The sequence below is a fragment of the Stutzerimonas stutzeri genome, assembly GCF_024448935.1.
Lineage (GTDB): Bacteria > Pseudomonadota > Gammaproteobacteria > Pseudomonadales > Pseudomonadaceae > Stutzerimonas > Stutzerimonas stutzeri_AO.
The window spans coordinates 44,508-66,803 of the sequence record NZ_JAMOIE010000008.1 but is presented as its reverse complement, the minus strand read 5'-3'; the positions used below and the strand labels follow the sequence as shown (position 1 = coordinate 66,803).

Here is a 22,296-nt window from a genome sequence, read left to right as displayed (position 1 = left end):
GGCTAAAACTCGATTAGGTCACCTTTGACCGTCTATCGATTCGGGGTTTAACGCCTTTTTTTAGCCTAAAACCCCGAGGATTTCGCATCAGGTATTGCAAATCCTCGGGGTTAGCCCTACTTTTTAGGCACACAAACCCCGAGAAGGATTCGCTTCAATGGAAAACAATGAGTTCGGCATCGACCAGTACCCCTTCACCGACTTTCAGCAATTGTTCTATTCGAGCAAGTACGCGGCAGAGTGCATCCAGGTAAGCCAGGACATGCTTGCCCTGATCGAGAAGCAGCACAATCTCAACATCCGCCGCATTCCCCGCGGCACTGTCGAAGCACGTGGCTATACCCTCGACGATATCTTTCGCATCGCGTCGATCAGACGTGAGAGTGGCGTAATCAAGCCATTCCCTCGACCTATCACACTCTCGGTATACGTGCAGAAAGGTGGCACGGCGAAGACGACCACCGCCTGCAACCTGGCGATACAGTTCAGCTTGATGGGGCTGCGCACTCTGGTGATCGACAACGATCCACAGGCCGATGTCACGAGCATGTTGGGTTACGATCCCGACCTCACTGCAGCCGAGCTGGAGGACGTCGGTGTACCAGGGGCCCGAGCTGTAGACGGGCACATCGGGAATCTTATGCGTGTCGGCAGCACCTACACCCCCTTGTCGCTGGAAGAGGTTATCAAGAAGCCGTTTGGCGAATTCGGGCCGCATCTCATTCCGGCCGAAGTCACGCTCGACGAGATGGATATCGTGCTGCGGAACGCAAACGGCAGCGACTTCCGCTACTCGATCTTCATCGAGCAAGCACGCAACGGGAAGCTGCCGCACTGCGATCTTTCTAGCTACGACGTGATCATCATGGACAATGCACCGTCCGGCACAATGCTTTCTCGCAACTCGATGGTCGCTGCAGATTTCCTGGTCTGCCCCATCCGGATGGATAAGTTCTCGTTCAGAGCCCTGTCGCGCCTTGCATTCCGGCTGAGCGAGTTCGCCAAGGACTTCCAGCGGTCGCCTGAGATCATTGCGATCCCGACTATGTACATTCGCAACCGCCCGCGGATCCAGGCCAACCTGGAGCGCCTGACTACCCTCTTCCCGGGCAAAGTGACGCAGAGCCCGCTTTATCACAACGAGGACTATTCGAAGAGTCTTGAGGAAGGCATCCCTGTTTCGCTGTGGCGTCAGGCCAGCGACAATTCCGTCGGCGCTTTCCGCACCGTGTTCTCTGAGGTAGTGTCCCGTATCCGTGACGTCCTGGAGGCTTCGAAATGAAATCTACGCGCCCACTCGGGACTAGCCAACCAACCCATATTCAAGGAGTCCCCGTCGCCGAGGCGCCTGCAGCTAATCTCGGCAGGTCGATGAGCGACATACTGGCGGAGCGAGGGCTGCTCGACGACTCTCAGGCCCAGACTTCCGGTGTCCCTGCTGAAACTTTTCACGGTGAAAAGTCGACGAATTTTCACGGTGAAAAATCTGTAGGACCTGCAGCGCCTCTCGAAGGTCAGTATCTGCCAGCCAAGGAAGGTGTCACGCTTCTCGATACCGACATGGTTGATCCAAGCCCGTATCAGCCACGGAAGATCTTCAACGAAGTTGCACTCCAGCTTCTGGCTGACGCGATCCAGGCCAACGGCGGTCTCAACAATCCTATCGTCGTCCGCCCCAAAGCCAATGGTCGCTTCGAGCTTGTTGGTGGTGAGCGCCGCTGGCGGGCGCATGACATCCTGCAATGGACCAAGATTGAGGCCTATGTCCGGGATCTGTCTGACGAAGATGCAGCTGTCCTGGCCGTCACAGATAACGAATCCCAGGAGCCACTGACGGACTTCGAACGTGCGTTGAGCTACAAGAAGCTACTAGACAGCAAGGCCGTAAAGAACCAGATGACGCTTTCCCGCCGTGTTGGTCGAAGCATGGCCACCATCAGTCGCTGCCTGGCCTACTTCAAGCTGCCGCAAGAGACTCTCACACTGCTTGAAGACGATCCGGCATTCATCGGCACTAAGCATGTGGCCGATCTGGCGGCATTGGCAGACGAAGGGCACAAGGACCTGGTTGTCCAAGCTACGCAACTCGTCTTCGATGGAAAGCTCTCCCAGGAAGCCGCAGTTGCTTGGATCAAGAGCTCGGTGAGGAAGAGCAGTGATTTGCCGCCGGCGCCTCCGGTGCCCGTTAAGCTCTTCGCGAAAGGTCGCGAGTTGGCCGACCTGAAGGTTCGAGGGCAGAAGATCACGCTCGACTGCCCCAAAGGCGTCAATCCGGAGGAGGTTCTGGAGCTCATCAAGAAACACTTCGATCCACCATCTGAGGCTTGAGATTTTCCCAACCAAGGGCGCGATGAGCGCCCTTTTTTTTGCCCCATATTCTTTCACCTTACCTACATGACACCAGCTGATGCGAGTGATGTGGCAGCCCTTTTCACGGTGAAAAGGGCTGTTCATGCTGCCAGAAGGGCCAACAAGACCACATTCGCATGCAACCCCCATATCCTTTCACCTATCCGGTGCCAAGCATATGCCTATGTTTTTTTCACCGTGAAAACCGATACGGTTGTTGCTTGTAGATCATCCATGCAGCATCTCCGCCTGAACGTGGTCGAGGGAGTGCATCGTAGAACAGGAGGTCGGAAAGGAGAGGGTGGGGGAGGGGAGATTGGGAAGGGTATGCGTAAAGAGAAGGGGGCCGAAGCCCCCTTTCCTTTACGCACCAAGCGATTTTCTGTAGAGCTCAAGCGCTTCTTCGTAAGGAGGCAGCAGTTTTTCAGCGACGAACATGTAGAAGTTGTTGACGACCATGGCACTACCTTCACCTTTGGCGAGGAATTCGGCCCATTTCTTCAACATGAGGCGCTGCCCAACCAGGGTTGCTGCAAACTGATCATTGAGGGAATTGCGCACCTCACTGTCCATACCAGCAAGGAGCAGTTCAACCTCCGACCGGCGCTGAGCGTTGAACTCGCGGCGGACAGCATCGTCATCCTGCAGAAGGCTCTGTTGACCAGCCTGAGCGGCTTTGGGACTAGCCTGAGCCCCGCCTTGCAGAAGCTTGTCGAGCCCAGTCTTGGCCAGCTTCACATCTCCATCGCGCAGAACACGGAGGAAGTAGGGGGCAATGCCTTTCGCGCCGGCCTTGATCTTTCCTTCTGTGTACTTCTCCTGGACGTATTCCATAACGATGGAGATACGATCCTCAGAGTGGAGGGCCAGCGCTTCCTTCGCCTGAGTTTCCGTCAGGCAGAAATCGTCCTGCAACTTCCGCAGCAGCTCGTGGTTGAAGCTGGATGGAGAGTCGATCGCTAACGCGCCCTGGACGTTCTCCTGGATGCGAAACTTGACACCGACGACCTTGCGCTTCTCACGCTGCAGCTCGACCTCAAGACAGATGTCCGATATTGAGTTGATCTCTTTGATCGCAGGCTGGATGACAGCCCGGTTGAGGATCTTGAACTCATCATAGCTGGCAGTGTTGTTCACACCGAGCAGCTCACGGAAGAGGGGGAGAGGGAGGATTGGTGTTTGATTGATTGCTCTGTAGCGAGCGCAATTCTCGTACAAAGCAAGGGCATGCCCTGAGCTGAAGCGCGAGATGATCAGCAGGTCAATTCGAGCATAGAACTCCGGATTGTAGAGCTTTGTCCGCAGCTGCGGACTGTAGGCATAGCTGCAGATCCCGTCTTTGATCGAGGCGCTAGCAAGCGCCGTGGTCACACCCCAGTCGCTCTTGCCCTGGTGATCGATGATGTCCCATTTGATCTTGGTGGTGACCATGTCCTCAAGGGCGTCCTTGAGGTATTTGACGTTTTTACTGTCAAACCCAGCGAGATCCATAAGGTCGCGAACAGGGATGGTGTGCAGCTGCAGGTTCACGTCTGGGAAGTCATCGTAGGCATTGTGCAGCAGGACGTTCCAAGCCTTCCGCTGAAGGCACGAAATGTCGTTCTTGATGTGAATCGCCCCAGCGTGCTTCCGAACGCTTGGCGCCAGGACGTTTTGCCCCGGTGTTGCTGCCGGCATGCCCATGCTTCCCCCCTGCAAGCCTCCAAAACTGCATAGATACTATGACGAAAGTCAAAAATGATCAAGAAACGAACAAAACAGACAGACAGACAACCTCTCGCGAGCTGCGGTGCTTGAGGTCCACTCCACTCCGGTCCGGTCCGGTTGCAGGTACCCGCTCGGTCGAATTTTGCGGTAGTTAAACCGCTGTTTAAATTCTAGTCAATATATTTTCACACACATACAAAAACTTTCTGGATTGGATCCCATGTCTGTTTGTCTGTTTCTTTTTTAAACAAACAAACAGATATTTAGAGGCTGCTAAGTGTTTGATTTTAAAGGGTTTTATTGGGGTTAAGGTGAACGTTTATGGGGTGAGGGTGAATATATATGGGGTGAGAAGTGAAAACTTATGGGGCGAAGGTGAAAGTTTATGGGGAGCAATGGTGAAAGGCTATGGGGTGAGAGGTGAATGGATGTGGGGCGAAAGGTGAATGGATGTGGGGAGCGTGAAGTGAACGTTTATGGGGCCTCCTGAGCAAAGGTGAAAGCATATGGGGCCATTTGAAGGCTACTGGTCGAGCACCAGGATCGGGGGAAAGGTGAACGTTTATGGGGAGGTTAGGAGGTGTAGCCCCTTAAAAGGTGAACGTTTATGGGGTTGAGCGTGAGTTGTGGATCTGACAACGGGTCGGCATCCGACCAGGCCACTGAAATGAGTCACCGTTCGATGCCCCGATGAGGCGCGGAAGGTGGCAAAGGTGAAAAAATATGGGGAGGCCATCAAGCGCGGCATAAACCCCAGTAAATACAGGCGTCTGCGGGGTACTTTTTATTTAAAGGGTGAACATTTATGGGCAGGCAGCCGATCTCCCGTTGGCCATAAACAAGCAGCCACATGTGACCTAAATCCCGCCAAAGGTGAACGTTTATGGGGTTGGCTTGGGGAGGAGAGCATGAAAGGTGAACGCATATGGGGCGGCAAATCGTGTCTGGGGGGATCGTGGGTGGCAAAGGTGAATGGATATGGGGCCGATGGCTTATTTTGACTTTTGTTGTGCTATCCGCGATGCTTTTAGGCGACATAAACCAATTTTGCGGCTTTCGCCGTATGGGAGAGGTTCGCTATGCAAGGTCCGCTGCCGTTGTTCGATGTGCCGAAAGACAACACGGGGGTCAGCCGCGGTATGTTCGCTGTGGCTTCCAGTACCAGTAACCGGCCGAAGCTTGATCTGGCTGATCTGCCGTCTCCGCCGCAGAACGGCACTCTGCGCCCCCGCTAACCAGGTAGGGGAGCGAATACATGTCTTCTACCTATGCAGAGAACGAGGTGTTCAGTTTCTGTGGGCACCTTGAAGGAGAGCTCGGTGGCGAGCTGAAGAGTGGATACGCCGTTGCACAGTCGGCCGAGGAGGCAATTCGGTCGATGCGGGAATGTGGTTTCTACATCTCGGCGATCACTTCATTGGCTGAGGTGAAACAGACCGTTTCCATCCTGGAGCTCATCGCTCATCGCCATCCTGATATCGAGCCGACTGATTACGTAGACGTCTATCCGGCAGAGATCCAGCCCTATCCTGAAAGCAACGTGTTCTGCTTCACGGGGCATGTGGTCGATGCGTTTGGGGCATTGAAGGCTGGTTTCATTGTGGCCAGCGATGTCGACTTCGTTGTGACCTACCTGAAAGGACTGGGTTTTGTTGTCGAGTCGGCAACGTCCTTGGAGCAGCTCCGCCAGGCAATGGCGGACATGATGGCGATAGCCGACGACGATGCCTCGTTCGACCACAGCTGCGTGGTCAATTTCAAATCGGCCGCCTGAGGGCGGCCCCATCCTCAGTAGCATCTCAACCCGACAACAGGAAAAAGTGCGGTGTCCATTCGTTGACACTAAAGGTATTTTTGCGTATTTTCCGCATCTATCAACTAATGAAAGTCGTTGGGGTTCGTTCGGTATGTCAGGTACTTCACCACGCGATGACGAGCACTGCCTGGATCTGAGCCGTCTGCAGTTCTACAAGAAATACTTCGGCAAACTGCTGAACGCCCTGATCTTCTCTATTGTGCTGAACTTCGTCACCGGCGGTGCTTTCGTCTGGGTCAAAACCCGTGACGTCGAGCGTGAGTACTTCGGCCAGGACTCGGTGACTGGAAGGCTCACGCAGATGGTTCCGCTGAGCGAACCCTTTGTATCGCCCCAGAAACTGTTGGACTGGACAGTCGAATGTGTTGCTGGTGCGAACAGCTACGACTTCGTGCACTCGCAGAAGCAGCTGCAGCGCAACTCGCAGTGCTTCACTCCGGACGGCTGGTCGATGTTCATGGAAGCGCTGGACCGCTCCGGCAATCTGGACCTAGTCAAGAAACAGCGACTGGTGACCTCGGCGGTGCCCCTTGCTGCACCGGTGGTAACCAACCAAGGGATGCGCCGCGGTGTGTGGACCTGGCAGATCGAAGTTCCTTTCATCGTCAGTTTCCAGGGGGGGCAAGGTGGGCGAACCGTCGCCACTCAGAAAACGCTGGTGACGCTGCTTGTCACCCGGGTGAACCCGTTTGAAAGCCGCGATGGGCTGGGGATCGCGCAATACCTCGGGGGCGACCTTCGATGAGCCGCCTGGTCAAAGTTTCAGCCGGCTTGATTTGGTTCGTCCTTTCGGCGGGCCCAGCGCATGCTGATACGGCTGAAAGTGTGCCTGGTCAGAATCCTGCCACCGCGGGGGAGATGGCTATTCCTGCGCTGCCACCGCTGCCGGACATCAATGATGCCGCGTATCAGCAGGCCGTCGAGCAAGCTGCGCCTTTGACTCCTTCTCAGATCAGGAACCTACGGCAGCAGGTTGATGATACTGAGCGAGCAGCTGCGGCCCTCCCGCGATTCTTCCCGAAAATCGTCACCAATTCGGTGACGGTGTCGCTTTCGCCGGGCGCTACCCCGCAAGTAGTCCGCTTATTCAGTGGTTTTGTCACAACGCTGATGGTTGTTGACCAGGCAGGTAACCCGTTAATCGTCAAAACAGTCGATATCGGAGGCGGGGACAAAGACTTCACAGTCACCTGGGAAAAGGATGCTGAAAAGTCAGGCTCTAACTACGTGAAGATTTCGCCCAAGTCACCTTACGCTTTTGGCAACGTATCAATCACTTTGGTTGACGTGAGCGTTCCTATTTCACTGACTCTGGTAAGTGGTCAGCGGGAAGTTGATGATCGAGTAGATGTCCGTGTTCAGGGGATCGGCAATATTGCGACCGCAGCTCTGCCTAAAGGAGTCGCGCCTGCAATCCTCACCATGCTGTCGGGATTCGGCCCTGACGGCGCCAAGCTACTGACTAGCTCGAATACGGAAGTGATGGCATGGGAATACAAAGATAAGTTTTTTGTGCGGACGAACTATGCACTTTTGTCCCCAGCTTATCTTTCTATGCAGCGATCACCGGATGGAATTGCTGTTTATGAGATACCTCGGACTCCTGTCGTTGTTGCGCTGAGCAATGGGGCTCCACTTAACGTCAGTCTGAGCGGCTATTGATTATGGCGGATAAGATTTCGAAGTTGGATAATCTGAAAGTTGCCCTAAGTGATGGGCCTACCAGGTTGATCTATGGTGGTTCTTTTTTGATTATGTTGATAGCTGCGGGGGCTGGTTATTGGCTCTTCACGAGCAACAAGAAAACCAATGCAGATCCGAGCTACGTCAATAGCTACCAAGGGCTCCAAGGTCCGGCTGTCATGAGTGGTGGTGGGCCAATGCCCCAGTCTACCCCTCAGTATGACGCATACATTGCTCAGGAAAATTCCGACAATGTTCGAGCTGCTGTTCAATCCGGCAGCAGCGCGGTCCCTACTGTCCGAACTGGCGTAACCGAGACCGTCATTGAGGATGCTGCGCCGCCAAAGAAAAAGGCGCCGGAGGAAGATCCGGAAGCAGTCCGACGTCGTAACGAAGAGCGCGAGAAGCAGCTGGCTGATGCGCAGAAACGTTATGACGAGGCCAGGCGCGCTAATGACGAGGCGATCAAGGCCCGCAAAGAGGCTATGAGCCAACAAGTCGGTTTGCTAGTAAAAAACTGGGAGCCTTCCTCCCATAAAACACTTGATATTTACTCGACAGCGACGGCTAACACGGCTTCAGGGGTTGGAGGAAAAGGGCAGGTCGGTGCTGCTTCAAATGTGCAGCAGACACCAGCGCTGAAGCTCGCCCGGGCTGGTGATTTGCAATGTGGGCAAGTTGATACTGCAGTTAATACTGACGAGCCAGGGCCGGTTCTTGCCACGATATGGCAAGAAGGCGAGCTGAAGCGTACCAAGCTGCTCGGTAAGATTGAAACAGGTCAAAACGCCCAAAAAGCAACTTTGCATTTTACTACCGCAAATATTCCTGGTGTGAATGGATCTGTCCAAGTCGATGCTTATGCAGTCGATCCGAATACCGCTAGAACTGCTCTGGCCACTGATGTCGATAATCACCTGGTTCAGCGCTATGGCCTGTTCCTCGCTGCAACTTTTCTAGAAGGATATGGCACTGCAATTATGCAGGCTGGCCAGAATCAACAACTTGTAGCGAGTCCCAGCGGGACTGTCGTCCAAACCGATGCTTTGGATAACACGCAAATTCTTTCTGCTGCGGCTGGGAATGTAGGTAAAAGAGTTGCCGATAGCCTGGCCGATGGGGTTAACAGAAAACCAACGATTACTATCGACTCGGGAACTGCCGTCTGCTTCCTGTTCATGAATGATGTTGAAATTAAGGGCGAGGGGAATAAGTAATGAGTATTGATCAGGAAGATATTCTCGGGCAACAGAATGAGTTCGATGAGGACGATGCCCCGCCTGCCGACAAGAAAAAGAGCAACAAGAACGGTCAACTGATGACCTACGGGATGTACGTTGTTGCGGCTCTCGTTGTTGGCCTCGCATTGTTCAAGATATTCGGCCCCCGGTTCTTCCATAGCAATGACCAAGGTTATGGGACCGCCCCGATCACTATCGATCAGCCTTCTGGCCAAGGGGCAGGGCAGTACGGCTACCAGGGGCAGGGGTATCAGCCGCAACCGAATCCCCCCTCTCCCGTGCCGGAGCCGGTTGGCCAGTACCAGCAGGCGCAGAACTATGTGGCAGATCCACAAGTGCAGGCCGCGCTGCCGGTATCCGAATCGCCGGCACCACCGGTTATGCAGCAGCCTGTTGCTCCGGTCGGACAAGCTGCGCAGATACAGCCGCACGTAACGATGGAGCCGCAAGCTGCAACGGCGGCTCCGGTGCCGACATCGGGCCAGGAAATGGCTTCGATTGCTCAGGTTCAAAAACAGTTGGAGCAGCAAGATATTCAGTTGAAGGCAATTCAGGAAACGCTGGACGAAATCAAGAAGTCGCTGCCGAAAACCGCTGCCAAGCCGGCGCCGAAGCCTAGTTCCGCAAGTAAGTCCAGCACTTCTCAAGCAGCCTCGCAGAAGAAGCCACAACCGCAACCCCAGCGTCAGGTTCAGAAGTCTCAGGCTGGATCGGGCCAGCAGAAAAATTCGCCTGCCAGCATGTCGCTCAAGGCCGTGCTCGAAGGTCGAGCGTGGTTCGTGACGAAGGGAGGGGAGAGCATCAGCGTTTCCGTTGGCGACACGATCCCAGGAGTTGGCTCCGTGCAGCGCATTGATCCAGACCAAGGGCAAGTGATCATGTCCAACGGCGTCGTCTACCGCTGAGGCCGCTGAGATGATCGACGCCTCGACGATGCTGGCCAGCTTCGCCCAGCAGTTCCCCGGACTGGAGGATCTGTTGAACGCGGTTGTGGCTTTGCTGGGCCTAGTACTGACTGGCAACGCAGTTTTTAAAGCAATCCAAGTTGATAAGACGGGTGGCCAGGGTATGACCTGGACCACGCCGATTATGTATTTCTTCTGCGGCGTGGCACTTTTCAACTTCGCGGCAAGTATTGACACCGCTTTGGACTCATTTTGGGGTGGCTCGGTATCGGTGAAGAACCTCATGAGCTATCAAGGCTCGGCAAATATGCCGGCTCAAACTTCAGAGTTGATTGGGGTCATTGTTCTTTGCCTCCGGTTCTACGGATACATCACCTATGCCCGAGGCTGGATGAGTATGCGGCGGATTGGAAGTGGTCAGAACGGAAGTGATGAGGTTTTCAAAAAATCGTTTATCCGATTAGTGGCTGGTGTAGCGCTAATCAACATCGTCGGTACAGTAAATATGTTCTCTGAGACCTTCGGTTTCGGGGAAGTTCTATAGAGAAAGGAGACCATCCTATGAAAGTAATGAGTACGCTGCGCGGTTTTTGGAACAAGGCGAAAGTTTGTTTTTACTCTACCAGCGCAATGGCGATGCTGGCCTTTACCGAGCTTGCTCACGGCGAGGGTGTAGGTGCAATCGGTCGTCGCGCAGCCACTGAAGCTGACGGCCTGGGGGTGGGAGCGCAGGCTTTGTTCGCGCTGGGTGGTTTGATCATGGTCGGCCTGTCGATCTTCGAGATCAAGAAATACAACAAAACCGATGGTGCGCAAGGGAAGATCTCAATGGCTGCCATTCTGCTGTTTGGCGGTGCTTTCCTGTTGTACATCGCAAGCGGGATCGAAACTGGCTCTGACACCATTTGGGGTGAAGGCGGCGGCGACAAGTCTCGTGTGCAGATCCAGCGTTAAGGTGAGTTGGTAAAATGATCGAGCTATCGGTTGTTCGTGACATCCGGAAAGCGCCTCTTATTCAGCACGGCTCTCGGCTGGACAAGAGCGCGGGTGAGTTGCGCAAGCAGGTTATTGCGCAAGGGCGCTTTGGACGTCGCTGTCATTTTTGCGATTTTGCATTCGGAACAACCGATAGTTTCGATATCCATAATCTGGATGGTGATCACACGAATAATGAACTCGAAAACTTAGTTCCTGTTTGTGAGCTATGCCACGCGCCATTTCATCTCGATACGGTTTCTAAGAAATGGCCATCCGATCCTGGGAAAATTGTCTTCCTGCCTGAGCTGACTCAAGTTCAGCTCAACAATCTCTTGCAGGTGATTTTCTACTGCATGGCGATGCAGTCTGTTGCGGCTGGGCCGGAAAAGGTGGCTTCGACGGCGGAACAGGGTATTAACCCGCATACGGTCTACCGCCGTATCACCGACCGAGCCCACCAGGTCGAGATGAACTCGAAGGGGGAAACTGTGCGGAAAGGCCTTTCGGACCCCTTGGTATGTAGCAGAGTTTTGCTGGACATGAGCGACGATGAGTACGAGCAGCGTAGTGTCCTTCTGGGTGGCTGTCGTTACGTTCCTGGAGCGGACTATTTCATCCAGCAAGCTGGCATGTGGTCTGGGAACGGTGCGTCTTTCAGTCGCCTGGATCTCGCGGCCTGGCCTGGCGTTGCAGGAGTGGCCTGATGGGGGTAGTCAGGCACGGTTGTGTCCGTTTCGATGCCGACGATCCGAATATGGGCGGTTGGGCGTCCGTGGAAGGTATGGAGGCGTTTCGTATTTCTTCTGTCGGGAACTTGGATAACGACACCCTCTGGTGGACGAATCTTTCGTTTTCGGCGATTTATGGTGCGAATTTACATAAGACGCCATATATAAAGAGGACAACCTATCTTAACTCGTGGCTGCAAGAGGGGCAGGCAGACATTTGCAGTGCTTGGGGTTTAATGCGGCGTAGCTACACCGAGAAACAAATCACGGAAATCCTTTCCGGTGTTTTTTCTCGGGTCATGTGGTACGCGAAAGGCGCCTACGGCATTGATGGCTCTCGTTCTGTTCCTATGCACGACAATTTGGCGGACGAAATTCGGTGCAAGATCCTTCCAGATAAAGATCCACACATTGCGCCGGAAGTAGATGGTGCGCTGTCGGCTGCCCATCAGTATTACACTTATTGCCTGACGCCCCATTACAATCGGGAAGAAATGGTAGTGGTTCGATTTTCTGCGCCGGCAGTGGCGTATGCTCGCGAAATGCTGAGCATGATCGTACCCGGAGAACAAGTTGAGTATTTCTCTGCAGAACAGATAGCTCCAATCTCGGATAAAGTTCAATGGGTTGTGAATAACCCCCGCCCAGTGCTGGCTAAAGTATCCGTTTCAAATATAAATCCTGATTATGTGAACGTAATTGCTTTTGCTAACGGGGCAAAGGCTGGTAGTAACCGATCCTGGGTATCGCAGCCAGAACTTCTACTACTTTCTCAGTACGCCCAGGTTGAAGTGGCATGTGCTTTTGTATTCAGCGGCTATGAAATGCTTGAGACGTCCTGCGAGCTGCCGATGTTCTCTGCTTTGCAGGCTATGAGTCCTGGAGCGGAGCTCTTGGCTATGAACCATTGGGTCGGTCTTTCACGTGAGAACTGCTATCGGCTTGAGCCTAAGAGTACGGAGTATCGGGCAGTTTCCCCGCGTGCAGCCTGGATAACCGCGGTGGACCGTTTCTTGATGTTCACCTATGCGCTACAGCTTCATAAGGCCGGGTTCGCCATCAGAAAGTATGGCGCGGGTAGCGTGACCTGTCTGGTGCCAAAGCATAATTTTAAGGATGCTTATGACATCGCATCTTCTATAGGTCTGCTTGCTCCTCCAAATATGTCGTCGGACATTGAAGTTCAAGAGGACTTACACAATGTCTGACATTAACACTCTGCTTGAAGTTGCACTGCGAGATTCGCGCAATTTGGAAGTGATAATTGCGCTGGATCGACTGCTTCTTCTTCCGGAGAACGATGCTGCACTTCATGCGGCAATGAAAGATCTTGAGACGGTAAAATCATTCATTAATACAAAGTTGCCAAGTCACCTTAAAGAGTTTGCCAGAGGACTGTTCGTCCAGCATGGCCGACTGGTGGCGGAGCACTACAAGGCGAAATTGGAAACCGGGGAGACCGCTAGATGAGCGCTGCAGGTATCGTCGACACGATTGAGGATCTCCTCGCGTATGTCTGCTCGAAATTCAAAATGGCGATGGCTGACTACATTAATATAGAAAGCATCGACGACGAGCAGACCATGACTATGCGGGATGGCACCTTGCTCACCGTCCTGCAATTGCACGGCTCCACCAGGATGATCGGCGAGGTCGAATTTGCTGAATGTGACAGCCTGTTCAGCAAGAGCTTGAAGGCGTACCTGAGCAATGGCGGCCATGCCGTCCACGTGTACTTCAGCGGTGATCCCGATAGTGCTGTACGCGATATCGAAGCGGCCATCGCTCCTTCCCGAGCGACAGCCAAGCGCCTCGGGTTGGAGCTGGATGACCTCTTCGAAGAGGACGTCAGACACCTTTCCCAGTTCTGCACCAACGAGAAGGCCTTCATCACCCTGATCACCAGGCCGTCGGCGGCCACCAGTGGCGAGCAGAAGCGCGATGTGAAGGCGAAGGAGGAGCTGCGCGAGGCCTCGCCGCTTCCCCGGATGCGGGATGTGCCGAACGTCTTCGCGGCGATGCAGTCGTTGCGTACTCGGCACCGCTCGTTCGTCGACGCCCTGGTCGGGGACCTGCGGTCGGTCCATATCGCTGTAGAGGTTCTGGACGTCCACAAGGCCGGTTACGAAATGCGGATGAGCGTGGATCCGGAGTTCACCGCCGATGATTGGCGCCCGCGGCTTCCGGGCGACAAGATTCCCGTGCGGGACATCAGCAGAAATCCCAAGGACATGTCAGGGGCATTTTGGCCGCGCCTCGATCGCCAGCTGGTACCGCGAGATGCTGAAAAAGCAGGGCGGAAGTACACGATAGTTGGCGACAGGATATATGCCCCGATGTACGTGCACCTGCATGCACAAGACATTGAGCCCTTTCAGAAGCTGTTTGTGCGGGTAAGTCAGAACCGCTTGCCTTGGCGGATCAGTTTTTTGATTGAGTCAGGCGGCCTGAAGATGGTCGGCTTCAAGAACATGGTTGCCAGCATCATCAGCTTCACCAATCCGGACAACAAGGTTTTCCGGGAGGGGGTTTCGGCGGTTCGTGAGATGGTGAAGAAACAGAATGAACTGGACGTCCGCCTGCGTGTGGATTTCGCGACGTGGGCTCCGAAGGATGACGAGAAATTACTCGCATCCCGCGCATCTCGCCTCGCCCGTGCCGTACAGGGATGGGGAGGTATTGATATTCGCGAAGCCAGCGGCGATCAGTTCCAAGGTTTTACATCGTCGGCGCTCTGCCTGAGCTTGAATAGCGTCGCAACACCTTCTTGTGCGGTTCTCGGTGATGTCACGCAGATGTTGCCTTTGTACCGTCCTGCGTCGCCTTGGGCTGATGGCGGAGCGGTTCTCTATCGCACGCCGGATGGAAAGATCTGGCCTTATCAACCCAACTCACCAGTCCAGTCCAGTTGGATTACGGTCGGTGTGGCTGAACCTCGGTCCGGTAAAACGGTTGATGGTAACCAAGGGAACCTTGCGCTTTGCCTCTCGCCGGGTATCACCCGGCTGCCGATGATCGGGATCATCGACGTCGGCAAGGGGAGTGCTGGTTTGATATCTCTGCTACGCAACGCTCTTCCCGAGGAAAAGCGGCATTTGGCGATGAGCTTGCGTCTGCGTATGACGCCGGAGTTCGCCATCAACCCTTTGGACACTCAGGTAGGGTCCCGTTACCCACTACCCAGCGAAGTTGCTTTTCAAACTAACTTTGTGTCGCTGCTTGTTACGCCAATGGGTGCTGCCGCACCGGCAGACGGCATGGTTGGCTTGGTCAAGTTCACCCTGCAGGAGGCCTACCGCTACTACGCAGGCGATGGCAACAATACCAGGGCCAAGCCCTACATCCCCAACACCCGAGGGGCTGAGCAGGTCGACCGGGCGGTTGAGCGCTTCGGTATCCAGGTAGACGGGCGAACTTCCTGGTGGGAGATCGTCGACGCGCTCTACGACCATGGTGACATCCATTCTGCAACCCTGGCGCAGCGGCAAGCCGTTCCTACGCTGGCCGACTTGGCGGCGGTGAGTCGCGAGCAACAATTCGTCGATCTCTATGGAGGCAAGAGCACCGAGGATGGTGAGGCGCTACTGGATGCCTTCTCCCGGATGATTTCGGAATCGTTGCGCAGCTACCCGATTCTCGCTTTGCCTACGGCCTTTGATCTGGGCGAAGCCAGGGTCGTTTCGATCGACCTCGCCGAAGTTGCTCGTAGTGGATCCGCCGCGGCCGACCACCAGACAGCGATGTGTTACATGCTGGCTCGCTATGTCGTGGCGAGGAACTTCTACTTGACCGAGGAAGATGTCGAGTGCTTCGCCCCACGGTACCGCCCGTACCATGAGCACCGTATTCGCGAAATCCGCCAAGACAAAAAGCACCTTCAGTGGGACGAACTCCATCGAACGAAGCGCGTGCGTCCGGTACGGGACCAGGTTATCGGCGATATGCGCGAGGGGGGTAAGGAGGGCGTAATGGTTACCGTACTGTCTCAGGACGTGGATGACTTTGACGAAGAAATGTTGTCCTTCGCTACCGTCAAGAAGGTTTTCTCGAAGCAGAACGAGAAGAAGGCGGGGCGCATGCGCGAAATGTTCGGCCTGTCATCGACGGCGGAATACGCGGTTCGCCACATGATCCGTCCTCCGAGTGCGAAGGGGTCTACGTTCGTTGGCGCGTTCAGTACTCGTGAAGGCGAATCGGTGCATTTGCTGAATAGCACTATGGGCGGTATCAGGCTCTGGGCGTTTTCGACCACGCAAGAAGACACCTACGTCCGCGACACACTGTATCGGGAAATTGGGCCAGTCGAAACGCGGCGCCTCCTGGCTCGGCTCTACCCTGGTGGTAGCGTTGCGCGGGAAATCGAGGCGCGGAAGAAGAAGGTCGAGATCAGCGGCCTGATTGGCCAGGATCGGGACGATGGAGTAATTGATGGGCTGGTCGCCGAGTTGCTCGATATCTACCAACAGCAGCGGTCGGAGGCACTACGCGCATGATCAAGCGGATCAACTGCTCGGTCGTTTTCCTTCTGATGGTGGCGACCGCTTTCCCCGCGTGCGCGGGGATCTTCAACATCGGAACTTCGGGAGGCGCTTCGAACGAGAGCAGTTCGAGCAATGTGGTTGTTCGCCCTGATGCTGGCCCGGGGAGAGCATCGACACCGATTGTCCCTGTGGAAAGTGCATCGCCGCAACGGGTACCGGTGGAAAGCCCCCCCGTCTATCAGCCCTATACGCCGCCGGCTGCGTCGGTGTTGCCTGCCCCGATATCGGACGATGCAGAAGTTCGGCGCTACGACCGCTACCCAAACGAAAGCGATGTCGACTACATCGCTCGTATGAAGCAGGTCTACAAAACGTCTGCAGCAGAACTAGAGCGTGTCGGTGCTGAACACATGTTGCGCATGCAGCAGTTGGCGCCTCATTGAGCTCTTGTCGATGAGGGGCGGTTGAGGCCAGCTTCGCGATTATCTGGAGCGAGCCTCACCTGGTAGTGATCAGATAGTTGAGAGAGGTCGAGCGACCAGCTGTACGCGGAGCGGATCTCGTGGATCGCGAAGGCTCGCTTGACCAGCTGTAGGGCTTGGCCGGGGCTGATGGAGTTCACATGGCACAGCCACTCGATGGCTTTGTGGGTTTCGCTGCGCTCGATGGCGAGACCGATATGCTTTACCTGGTGGCACCTCGGGCAGAGCGCTATCAATCGATCCAGGCGCTGGATGAGCCGGTGGTCATCGTAGTGCCAGATTTCATGGCACTCGACAGGATGGTGCGGGCCTCGGTTAGAGCAGATCTCGCAACGGTAGTTGGCAGCCTTGAAGCAGATGCTTTTCAGCCGACTCCAAGTGGCTTCGCTGACGTTTGAACGGACGTTGCTGTACCAGCAGGATCTAGGAACAAGCTCGATGGTTAGATTCATGGTGAGGGAAAAACCTGCCGCGTATGATTGCGTCTGATTGGTTATTTTTTTACTATCAACGACATATTGACATGGTAATATAGATCAATGAAAGTCACCGATAAGGAACGAGAAGTCAGCGCCGAAATGGCGGCATGGCTGGGTTTTCTGAGGAAGGCCAAGCGGGTGACTCTGCAGAGCATCGCAGAAACTCACGCTACCCATCGGGGGAATCTGTCGGCGTTCATTTCGAGCAAGGGGACGACGCGGAATGTTTCGATGGAGAAGCTGCGGATGGTCCTGTTTGACCTCGGGCTTCTGGATGGCGGGATGTTAGCTCCAGGCCTCCACCGTTGGGAGGTCGATGAAGAAATGGTCGATTCCCTGTGTGAGCTGCTGAATAAAAGCGAGTTCGAGCGAGGGTATGTGTTCCGCTTGGGGAATGGCCTACGGGCATTCGCAGTGGTTCAGGTGTGCGAGGCCAACGCGGTGTTCGCGAGTTTGCCTGTTGAGATTGCTGAGCGGGTGGCTTCTGGATTGAAACCAACTGAAGGCGGGCAGCGCATCAGCTTGGTGGATCTCGACCGGGCTGGCGATGCGCAGATTCAGGCGCTGTGGCAAACCCCTGCAGACGCTTCGGTGTTTGCGAGCATACAAAGTCTCTGGACGGATGAGCCGTTATTCCGATTGCCCATTGAGAAGAGGGCGGGCTGATCCAGATGTAGTGTCCGGAAATGGTTTTTGCTCGCCAATGCTGATTTTGGTCATCGCCGGTTTTGTTCGTTGCCGAAGAGGCACTTAGCGCTCGGATTCGGGCATTCGGTAACGGGGCGCAGTCTGGATGACAAAACTTAATTTGGCCCAGCTTTGCTGGCGTGTTGTTGATGATTGTTGCGGCGAAAATCTAAGGAAAAGCTATGGCTACCCAGAAGCGAATGAAAGCTAACGAGCTGGTCACTCTGCTCGCTGAGCTGGTGGTGATGGACATCGAGATGATGGCCAGGTTTGCCAATATCCCTGTCCAGAACCTGCGTTCCTGGTTGGCCGGCAAGAAGGAAAACCTTCGGCTGCAGTCGGTGATGAATTTGATGTCGGTCATGGGGTTGAAGGTCGACAACGGACTTCGCCTGGATGACGCGCGGGTTCACTATTGGTACATCGAAGACAGCATTTTCAGCCAGAAGAAGAGCGTCTACGCGGCGCTGACGAAGCTTTCCAAGTTGCTGGCAGGCTGCTCGATCACGGCGGTCGAATCTACGTCGCCACGGCTCAAAGAGCGCCTTGGGCATCGCTTCTACCTGGTGGCGAGCGCCAAGGTGCGACTTGTTGTGTGCGTGCGTCGCAGTTTCTTCCGGGCGCCGGCGGTATCTCCCGAGGTGATCAAAGGGGCCTGTTGGCGGGATGACAGTGATGATCATCTGATCACGACAAACCGTCGTTTGTGGACGCACCTGGTTGAGCGCGACCTGACCACGTATGAGTTCGATCGCATGTTCAATCAGGTTAGCGAAAACGTGAGCTGGGCTGATGTTTCGCTCATGGCTCGCGAATTCGGCGTTACGGCTGCTGATGTGTCGCAGTGGATCCTGGAGCGACATGGCGAGCTGGTCCCCGATGGAGCAGGGGCACAGGATGACGAAGGCATCGATTTGGATAGCAGCGGCGGGCGCGTGCTGTACCTCGCAGCAGGTTGAGGGGGCTGTCCATGCTTGTAGTTCTCCGCGATTCGAAGATGTTTCGAGCCGTCCCGAGGGTGATCCTATGGGGTGGCGTTGCGCTGTTCTTGTTCCTCATCTTGGTGCTGGCCGAGGGTAGCGTCTACTTGGGGAAGGTGGGGGAGGCCAGGGACGCAGCTATCGCTCAATGGCTGAATGAACATCCGGAAGATGGCGAGGCGGTGGCCCGCTACCGGACTGTCTGCATCGGATCTCCAGGCGAACCGGATGTCGAAAAGATTGCCTCCCCCCCCCAGCCCGTTCTGACCTTCGCCGAATGTGCTGAAAAGGTTGGGTCACCCGATCTCATGGTCATTATTCAGGCAGCGGAATACTCGATCCCGGTGCCGATACTTCTCTCCTGGTTGTCACGCACTTTGGCATCCGTCGTTCTGCTTTAGCCGTTGCAGGAGTTGGTATCGTGCAAGCGCATTTCATGGGGTCGCGGCCGGATGGATGGCTTGAGAAACTGGCTGCCGAAAAGGCGCGTCTGCGCCGTAAAGTTCGGACTCGGTGGATCTTGGCCGGCCTGGGCGTGCTGGTGGTCGTTGGCGTTGTATGGGGAGCGTTTTCGTGGGGATGATTGACCTGGTTGGGCTGAAGCATGGCTTGCTTAACTCGCCGGAGTCGCCGGCTCCGATTGCTGCATAAGGGGGCGGGAGTGCGACATTTCTTCCTCCGGATGAAGCGGATGATTCAGGATGATCTCGGTATCCCCGCTTCGGTCCGCGCTATTGTTGAGGCCTTTCCTGCTCTGAAAGTGCACTTGCGGGAACCCGCTCAAAGTATTGCCGCGTCGAGCGTTGTTCTATGGCATGAATGGGGTGGCGCGGTGCACGGCTCTTGGCCCCGTCTAGCTGCCGGAGAAATGCTCGGGTGGCGCAATCAGGGCGGCCAATACGGCAGCTTCCATCTCACCCGGGAGGATCTCGCCCGCTTGGGCTGTCGCGAGGTCAAGGAGCAATGGCGGTGCGAGATTCAGGATGTCGAAGGCCTTTCAGCGTCGAAATCGGAGCTGCGTGACTTCGCGAGCCTTGACGATATGGTCGCCACCAACTCGCGACCGATGATCGAGCCTATGAGCTTGGAAAAGCTGGATCAAAACCTCGCCTGGTCCGAGATACGAATACTTCATCGCGAGGATCCTTCGGATCATTTCGCCTGCTATCGGTGGGATGGGCGGCTTTTCCTGATGAACTCCGGTGGCTCGCATCACTTTGCGGCAGCACGCTATATCGCTTCGCGGTTGCGTCGTTCTGTGCCGCTGCAGGGGCGGCTAAAGATCTACGGCCTCAACAGCGCTTCTGTCAGTTCCCTGGTGCGTGACTTTGAGATATTCGCGCTACGGGACGAGCCGATGAGCTACATGGCGTTTCACGATGCCATGCGGGCTTATGGCGCTGCCTACCTGCACCGACGCCTGCCCCGTCCTTATGAGGATTCCCGAGCTGTGTTTCTGCCGCGAGATGATATTCGTTCGGTGCGAGTTGCGGCCGTGCTCCACGAGTGGGGGTTCTTCGATCTGGGTGATCATCTGCAAGAGCTGGCTCGCAGAAACATGGCGGCTTTCAGATTGAACTGAAGTTCAATTATATACTTGCATTGTAACGAGAAAAACGCGAGAGGCAATCTATGCAGGCACTCACCACTACAGGCAAGCTGTTTAAGCAGTTCATCCAGTTTTTAAGGGAACAGGGCTACCAAATTCACTGGCACGACATCAATCCCGAAGAGCCTGAGTATGTTGAGGTGATTTGCAACGGGCAGCATCTGATGCCGGATGGTGTACCTAGTATTCCGAATGATGGAATCGTTGAGATTGACTACTTCGCCACTATTTTCTTGGAGCCAGGCAGCGGGGGAAGAAAGATTCAAAGGGTATTCAAGGATTGGCAGGCCGGCAAAATGTTCCTCGGCTCCACCAAGCTAACGCCCCCTCATCTAGTAGCCCATTACGAACGCATCATCACCGCTGCAGTCGCGATGAATGACGAAGAGAAGGCCCAGGTTGCTGACTGGGTTGATCGGCACGCCTCGGGGAATAGCAACTTGGCGGCGAGTGATTGGCCGGGATGGAAGGATGTAATTGCCCGCGTGAGTGAGCGCTAGGCGCGAGCTGGTCCCTGCGCTCGCTTTGGCCGGGTGATGGGGGAGGGGGCGCAGGTGTTAAAAGGTTAGGCTTTACACGACGACTTTCGTTTGTTTATCCTGATGCAATATCAGGTAACGAGGGTTTTGTTATGGATGGCCTGCAGATGACCGAGGAGCAACGTGCTCCCTGCGAAAGCAACTCCGATGTAATCAAGATCGAAGCCGGTGCTGGCACTGGCAAGACCACCACGTTGCGAGGCATCGCCGAGGCCAAGCGCGACAAGCGTCAGCTATATGTCGCGTTCAACAAATCGATCCAGGTCGAGGCCTCCAGGAAGTTCCCATCCAACGTCACCTGCAAGACCGCACATTCGCTTGCCTACGGCGCCATTGGCCGTGACTACGGCAACGTACATGGCAAGCTTCAGGGGGACATCAAGCCCTTCCATGTTACTCGACAGCTGACCTCCAGCCTGTCGGGCGTCCCGTCGAGTGCCCACAACTTGTATGGCGGTCGCGTGATCGAGACCGTGAAAAACTACCTCGTGTCGGCCGATTCCACGCTTAGCCCGAAGCACGTCAGCATCGGCGACGCCCCGGTCGAGCGTAGCCATTTCGATCCGCAGCGGATCTTGCAGGACGCGATGCAGGTCTGGACCGCAATGCAGGATCTGCGCTCCGAAGTCCCGATGCTGCATGACGGGTACCTCAAGCTCTACCAGGTCGCAGGTCGTCGACTGCCCTACGACCTGATCCTTTTCGACGAAGCGCAAGATACCAATCCCGTCACCCAAGCAATCGTAAATCAGCAGCAGGCGAAGAAGGTGTATGTGGGCGATCGCCATCAGGCGATCTACGGCTTCCGTGGTGCGAGCAACGCGATGGAGCTCATCCCCTCGGACGAAACCTTCTACCTGACGGGCTCGTTCCGCTTCGGCAACGAAGTGGCGGAAGTGGCTAACCGCATCCTGGACCTCAAGGGTGATGTCGTTCATCTGCGTGGACTGGGGGCGGAAAGCAAGATCCGTCCTCTGACTGCCAGCGAGGGCTATGCGTACCTCAGCCGAGGCAATGCTGCGCTGTTCGACCGGGCCGTGAAAGCTCTGACCAAGAACGAGCCCTTCTCCTTCGTCGGTGACATCCGCGGTTACCGCTTCGATCAGATCCTGGACGTCTATCAGTTGTCGATCAAAGGCCAGGTGAAGGATCCATTCATCCGGTCCTTCAGCAGCTTCGATGAGCTGGTGGAATACGCCGAAATGATCAACGACCGCGAAGTTAAGTCGCGCTGCAAGATCGTCACTGCCTATGGCCGGGATATCCCAGGTTTGTTGGAGCGAATCGAGCGGGCAGCCCTGGCACCGGTCGAAGACGGCAACGTTGCGGACAACCGTCTGATCCTCACCACGGGCCACAAGTCGAAAGGGCTCGAATTCCCCAATGTCCAGCTGGCTGGCGACTTCATGGAGTTTCTCGACTCCGACACCGGCCAGTTGATCGACATGAGCAAGGCCGACACCAACCTGATCGAGGAGATCAACGTCAACTACGTCGGGGTAACCCGAGCGCAGCGCGTTCTCCACCTCAATGAGCAGCTGGAGGCCTACCTCGAACACCTCGAAGAACTGGCGGCCAACCGCTCCAGTCGTCCTTCCATGGCGTAATCAACGATTTATCCCCCGACAAGGA

General features: G+C 55.4%; 22 protein-coding genes. 20 read left to right on the top strand and 2 right to left on the bottom strand.

Translation table 11 applies throughout. The features are described from left to right. The first annotated feature begins 157 nt into the window (after positions 1 to 157). Both NA637_RS03965 and NA637_RS03960 read left to right on the top strand, forming a co-directional pair. Positions 158 to 1,282, top strand: coding sequence for an AAA family ATPase (locus NA637_RS03965; RefSeq protein WP_009684356.1), 1,125 nt, complete (start codon positions 158 to 160; stop codon positions 1,280 to 1,282). Positions 1,283 to 1,371: 89 nt separating this feature from the next. After that, positions 1,372 to 2,328 (top strand): ParB/RepB/Spo0J family partition protein, encoded by a 957-nt coding sequence (locus tag NA637_RS03960; RefSeq protein ID WP_015026520.1) that lies wholly within the window; start codon positions 1,372 to 1,374, stop codon positions 2,326 to 2,328. A gap of 384 nt (positions 2,329 to 2,712) precedes the next feature. On the opposite strand, the gene NA637_RS03955 is transcribed toward NA637_RS03960, so the two are convergent. After that, the gene (locus tag NA637_RS03955; RefSeq protein ID WP_009684354.1) at positions 2,713 to 4,032 is read right to left on the bottom strand and encodes a replication initiation protein; all 1,320 of its coding nucleotides are present in this window, start codon (positions 4,030 to 4,032) and stop codon (positions 2,713 to 2,715) included. 1,279 nt (positions 4,033 to 5,311) lie between these two features. Here NA637_RS03955 and NA637_RS03950 point away from each other — a divergent pair. From NA637_RS03950 to NA637_RS03895, 12 genes are all read left to right on the top strand, one after another. Then, positions 5,312 to 5,830: a hypothetical protein gene (locus NA637_RS03950; protein WP_009684352.1), complete on the top strand. Its 519-nt coding sequence runs from the start codon at positions 5,312 to 5,314 to the stop codon at positions 5,828 to 5,830. A 133-nt stretch (positions 5,831 to 5,963) separates the two neighbouring features. Then, a complete protein-coding gene (locus tag NA637_RS03945; RefSeq protein WP_009684351.1) occupies positions 5,964 to 6,617 on the top strand; it encodes a DotI/IcmL family type IV secretion protein in 654 nt (217 codons plus the stop codon). Further along, positions 6,614 to 7,534, top strand: coding sequence for a DotH/IcmK family type IV secretion protein (locus tag NA637_RS03940; RefSeq protein WP_009684350.1), 921 nt, complete (start codon positions 6,614 to 6,616; stop codon positions 7,532 to 7,534). The genes NA637_RS03945 and NA637_RS03940 overlap by 4 nt, the downstream gene beginning before the upstream one ends. 2 nt (positions 7,535 to 7,536) lie before the next feature. Next, on the top strand, positions 7,537 to 8,772 hold the full coding sequence (locus tag NA637_RS03935; RefSeq protein WP_009684349.1) for a DotG/IcmE/VirB10 family protein: 1,236 nt from the start codon (positions 7,537 to 7,539) through the stop codon (positions 8,770 to 8,772). Beyond that, positions 8,772 to 9,701, top strand: a complete 930-nt coding sequence (locus NA637_RS03930) for a hypothetical protein (RefSeq protein ID WP_009684348.1) — start codon at positions 8,772 to 8,774, stop codon at positions 9,699 to 9,701. Before NA637_RS03935 ends, NA637_RS03930 begins: the two co-directional genes overlap by 1 nt. Positions 9,702 to 9,711: 10 nt before the next feature. Then, positions 9,712 to 10,245, top strand: coding sequence for a hypothetical protein (locus tag NA637_RS03925; protein WP_009684347.1), 534 nt, complete (start codon positions 9,712 to 9,714; stop codon positions 10,243 to 10,245). 17 nt (positions 10,246 to 10,262) lie between these two features. Further along, positions 10,263 to 10,655: a hypothetical protein gene (locus NA637_RS03920; RefSeq protein WP_009684346.1), complete on the top strand. Its 393-nt coding sequence runs from the start codon at positions 10,263 to 10,265 to the stop codon at positions 10,653 to 10,655. A gap of 14 nt (positions 10,656 to 10,669) precedes the next feature. Continuing rightward, positions 10,670 to 11,383: an HNH endonuclease gene (locus NA637_RS03915; protein WP_009684345.1), complete on the top strand. Its 714-nt coding sequence runs from the start codon at positions 10,670 to 10,672 to the stop codon at positions 11,381 to 11,383. Beyond that, on the top strand, positions 11,383 to 12,615 hold the full coding sequence (locus NA637_RS03910) for a hypothetical protein (RefSeq protein WP_009684344.1): 1,233 nt from the start codon (positions 11,383 to 11,385) through the stop codon (positions 12,613 to 12,615). The genes NA637_RS03915 and NA637_RS03910 overlap by 1 nt, the downstream gene beginning before the upstream one ends. Continuing rightward, complete coding sequence (locus NA637_RS03905) at positions 12,608 to 12,877, top strand: hypothetical protein (protein ID WP_009684343.1); 270 nt, start codon at positions 12,608 to 12,610, stop codon at positions 12,875 to 12,877. Before NA637_RS03910 ends, NA637_RS03905 begins: the two co-directional genes overlap by 8 nt. After that, positions 12,874 to 15,900 (top strand): hypothetical protein, encoded by a 3,027-nt coding sequence (locus NA637_RS03900; RefSeq protein ID WP_023118093.1) that lies wholly within the window; start codon positions 12,874 to 12,876, stop codon positions 15,898 to 15,900. Before NA637_RS03905 ends, NA637_RS03900 begins: the two co-directional genes overlap by 4 nt. Next, positions 15,897 to 16,331, top strand: a complete 435-nt coding sequence (locus NA637_RS03895; RefSeq protein ID WP_009684340.1) for a hypothetical protein — start codon at positions 15,897 to 15,899, stop codon at positions 16,329 to 16,331. Before NA637_RS03900 ends, NA637_RS03895 begins: the two co-directional genes overlap by 4 nt. On the opposite strand, the gene NA637_RS03890 is transcribed toward NA637_RS03895, so the two are convergent. Beyond that, positions 16,325 to 16,822 (bottom strand): hypothetical protein, encoded by a 498-nt coding sequence (locus NA637_RS03890; RefSeq protein WP_023118092.1) that lies wholly within the window; start codon positions 16,820 to 16,822, stop codon positions 16,325 to 16,327. The genes NA637_RS03895 and NA637_RS03890 overlap by 7 nt on opposite strands. A gap of 87 nt (positions 16,823 to 16,909) precedes the next feature. Here NA637_RS03890 and NA637_RS03885 point away from each other — a divergent pair, with 87 nt between their 5' ends. From NA637_RS03885 to NA637_RS03860, 6 genes are all read left to right on the top strand, one after another. Beyond that, positions 16,910 to 17,515 (top strand): hypothetical protein, encoded by a 606-nt coding sequence (locus NA637_RS03885; RefSeq protein WP_009684338.1) that lies wholly within the window; start codon positions 16,910 to 16,912, stop codon positions 17,513 to 17,515. 266 nt (positions 17,516 to 17,781) lie between these two features. Next, complete coding sequence (locus tag NA637_RS03880) at positions 17,782 to 18,495, top strand: hypothetical protein (protein ID WP_256071066.1); 714 nt, start codon at positions 17,782 to 17,784, stop codon at positions 18,493 to 18,495. Positions 18,496 to 18,506: 11 nt separating this feature from the next. Continuing rightward, complete coding sequence (locus tag NA637_RS03875) at positions 18,507 to 18,917, top strand: hypothetical protein (RefSeq protein ID WP_009684336.1); 411 nt, start codon at positions 18,507 to 18,509, stop codon at positions 18,915 to 18,917. Between the two features lie 290 nt (positions 18,918 to 19,207). Next, on the top strand, positions 19,208 to 20,098 hold the full coding sequence (locus NA637_RS03870) for a DUF6685 family protein (protein ID WP_023118090.1): 891 nt from the start codon (positions 19,208 to 19,210) through the stop codon (positions 20,096 to 20,098). A gap of 50 nt (positions 20,099 to 20,148) precedes the next feature. Beyond that, a complete protein-coding gene (locus NA637_RS03865; protein ID WP_009684334.1) occupies positions 20,149 to 20,625 on the top strand; it encodes a hypothetical protein in 477 nt (158 codons plus the stop codon). Between the two features lie 131 nt (positions 20,626 to 20,756). Beyond that, the gene (locus NA637_RS03860; protein WP_009684333.1) at positions 20,757 to 22,271 is read left to right on the top strand and encodes a UvrD-helicase domain-containing protein; all 1,515 of its coding nucleotides are present in this window, start codon (positions 20,757 to 20,759) and stop codon (positions 22,269 to 22,271) included. Positions 22,272 to 22,296 lie beyond the last annotated feature (25 nt).

Bases quoted from the DNA above. Each gene is read 5' to 3' on its own strand.
- NA637_RS03965 (WP_009684356.1), top strand. From the start codon at position 158: ATGGAAAACAATGAGTTCGGCATCGACCAGTACCCCTTCACCGACTTT.
- NA637_RS03960 (WP_015026520.1), top strand. From the start codon at position 1,372: ATGAGCGACATACTGGCGGAGCGAGGGCTGCTCGACGACTCTCAGGCC.
- NA637_RS03955 (WP_009684354.1), bottom strand. From the start codon at position 4,032: ATGGGCATGCCGGCAGCAACACCGGGGCAAAACGTCCTGGCGCCAAGC.
- NA637_RS03950 (WP_009684352.1), top strand. From the start codon at position 5,312: ATGTCTTCTACCTATGCAGAGAACGAGGTGTTCAGTTTCTGTGGGCAC.
- NA637_RS03945 (WP_009684351.1), top strand. From the start codon at position 5,964: ATGTCAGGTACTTCACCACGCGATGACGAGCACTGCCTGGATCTGAGC.
- NA637_RS03940 (WP_009684350.1), top strand. From the start codon at position 6,614: ATGAGCCGCCTGGTCAAAGTTTCAGCCGGCTTGATTTGGTTCGTCCTT.
- NA637_RS03935 (WP_009684349.1), top strand. From the start codon at position 7,537: ATGGCGGATAAGATTTCGAAGTTGGATAATCTGAAAGTTGCCCTAAGT.
- NA637_RS03930 (WP_009684348.1), top strand. From the start codon at position 8,772: ATGAGTATTGATCAGGAAGATATTCTCGGGCAACAGAATGAGTTCGAT.
- NA637_RS03925 (WP_009684347.1), top strand. From the start codon at position 9,712: ATGATCGACGCCTCGACGATGCTGGCCAGCTTCGCCCAGCAGTTCCCC.
- NA637_RS03920 (WP_009684346.1), top strand. From the start codon at position 10,263: ATGAAAGTAATGAGTACGCTGCGCGGTTTTTGGAACAAGGCGAAAGTT.
- NA637_RS03915 (WP_009684345.1), top strand. From the start codon at position 10,670: ATGATCGAGCTATCGGTTGTTCGTGACATCCGGAAAGCGCCTCTTATT.
- NA637_RS03910 (WP_009684344.1), top strand. From the start codon at position 11,383: ATGGGGGTAGTCAGGCACGGTTGTGTCCGTTTCGATGCCGACGATCCG.
- NA637_RS03905 (WP_009684343.1), top strand. From the start codon at position 12,608: ATGTCTGACATTAACACTCTGCTTGAAGTTGCACTGCGAGATTCGCGC.
- NA637_RS03900 (WP_023118093.1), top strand. From the start codon at position 12,874: ATGAGCGCTGCAGGTATCGTCGACACGATTGAGGATCTCCTCGCGTAT.
- NA637_RS03895 (WP_009684340.1), top strand. From the start codon at position 15,897: ATGATCAAGCGGATCAACTGCTCGGTCGTTTTCCTTCTGATGGTGGCG.
- NA637_RS03890 (WP_023118092.1), bottom strand. From the start codon at position 16,822: ATGAATCTAACCATCGAGCTTGTTCCTAGATCCTGCTGGTACAGCAAC.
- NA637_RS03885 (WP_009684338.1), top strand. From the start codon at position 16,910: ATGAAAGTCACCGATAAGGAACGAGAAGTCAGCGCCGAAATGGCGGCA.
- NA637_RS03880 (WP_256071066.1), top strand. From the start codon at position 17,782: ATGGACATCGAGATGATGGCCAGGTTTGCCAATATCCCTGTCCAGAAC.
- NA637_RS03875 (WP_009684336.1), top strand. From the start codon at position 18,507: ATGCTTGTAGTTCTCCGCGATTCGAAGATGTTTCGAGCCGTCCCGAGG.
- NA637_RS03870 (WP_023118090.1), top strand. From the start codon at position 19,208: ATGATTCAGGATGATCTCGGTATCCCCGCTTCGGTCCGCGCTATTGTT.
- NA637_RS03865 (WP_009684334.1), top strand. From the start codon at position 20,149: ATGCAGGCACTCACCACTACAGGCAAGCTGTTTAAGCAGTTCATCCAG.
- NA637_RS03860 (WP_009684333.1), top strand. From the start codon at position 20,757: ATGGATGGCCTGCAGATGACCGAGGAGCAACGTGCTCCCTGCGAAAGC.